Source organism: Marinibactrum halimedae (assembly GCF_021234875.1).
GTDB classification, from domain to species: domain Bacteria; phylum Pseudomonadota; class Gammaproteobacteria; order Pseudomonadales; family Cellvibrionaceae; genus Marinibactrum; species Marinibactrum halimedae.
This window is the reverse complement of the sequence record NZ_JAJQVM010000097.1, coordinates 1-1,594: the sequence shown is the minus strand read 5'-3', so window position 1 is coordinate 1,594 and position 1,594 is coordinate 1. Positions and strand designations below refer to the sequence as shown.

Here is a 1,594-nt window from a genome sequence, read left to right as displayed (position 1 = left end):
ATGTCACGTTAACAGCTACTGGTTTTACACTGGATACCACAACCATTGATGTGGATGGGATTACCACGGTTACCAACACGGGTGATATTACCGGTACGACATCATTAGATACCTTCACTGTTACCGGTACGAACCAAGTATTGGCTCAAGCTAATGGAGCAGTGGCGATTTCCTTCAGTGGTGTGACAGCCGTGGATGGTAACGGTGCGGATGATAGCGACAGTGTCGCGTCAAGTGGCACCTTGACCTTGGCAGGTACAGATTCGATTACCGACTCCGGCATTACCTTTACCAGTGTGGATACCATCACTAATGCAGTATCTCTGACCGGTACCACCGGTATTGATGCTGTGACCGTATCGGCGGCAAATTCGCTATCGGTATTGGGAATGAGCTTAAGTGGCGTGACCAGCTATGATGCGGCTGGTACGGCAACGGATACGATTGACGCCAATAACTTGGGTATTGCATTAGGTGCCTCTAACTTCAGTGTTGGAGGTATTGCTGTGAGTGGTGATACCTCTGTAACGCAAGCAGATGTGGTGGATACCACGGGCACCACTCAAGCCCTTACTCTGAATACCTCAGGTGATTTGACGGCAGTAAACATAGGCAGTTTTGCGGGTGTTACCGGGGTGACAGGTGATGCTGCGAATACCATTGATATCAGTAATAGCGATGTCACGTTAACAGCTACTGGTTTTACACTGGATACCACAACCATTGATGTGGATGGGATTACCACGGTTACCAACACGGGTGATATTACCGGTACGACATCATTAGATACCTTCACTGTTACCGGTACGAACCAAGTATTGGCTCAAGCTAATGGAGCAGTGGCGATTTCCTTCAGTGGTGTGACAGCCGTGGATGGTAACGGTGCGGATGATAGCGACAGTGTCGCGTCAAGTGGCACCTTGACCTTGGCAGGTACAGATTCGATTACCGACTCCGGCATTACCTTTACCAGTGTGGATACCATCACTAATGCAGTATCTCTGACCGGTACCACCGGTATTGATGCTGTGACCGTGTCGGCGGCGAATACGCTATCGGTATTGGGAATGAGTTTAAGTGGTGTGACCAGCTATGATGCGGCTGGTACGGCAACGGATACGATTGACGCCAATAACTTGGGTATTGCATTAGGTGCCTCTAGCTTCAGTGTTGGAGGTATTGCTGTGAGTGGTGATACCTCTGTAACGCAAGCAGGTGCAGCGGATACCACGGGCACTACCCAAGCACTGACTCTGAATACCTCGGGTGATTTAACCGCAGCCAGTATAGGCAGTTTTGCGGGTGTAACGGGTGTTACGGGAGATGCTGATAATACCATCGATATCAGTAATAGCGATGTCATACTCACTACCGGTGGTTTTACACTGGATACCACAACCATTGATGTGGATGGCATTACCACGGTCACAAATGCGGGTGATATTACTGGTACGGCGTTAGCGGATACCTTCTCCGTTACCGGTACAAATCAAGTATCGGCCCAAGCTAATGGTGCTGCAGCGGCAATTTCCTTCAGTGGAGTGACTGCCGTGAATGGTGACGGTGCGGATGACAATGACAGTGTCGCTTCAAG

1 protein-coding gene is annotated in these 1,594 nt (G+C 49.7%); it reads left to right on the top strand.

The window, feature by feature from the left end; translation table 11 throughout:
* Positions 1-1,594 (top strand): beta strand repeat-containing protein (locus LU351_RS20425; protein ID WP_232595932.1); only part of this gene is annotated, 1,594 nt, incomplete at both ends.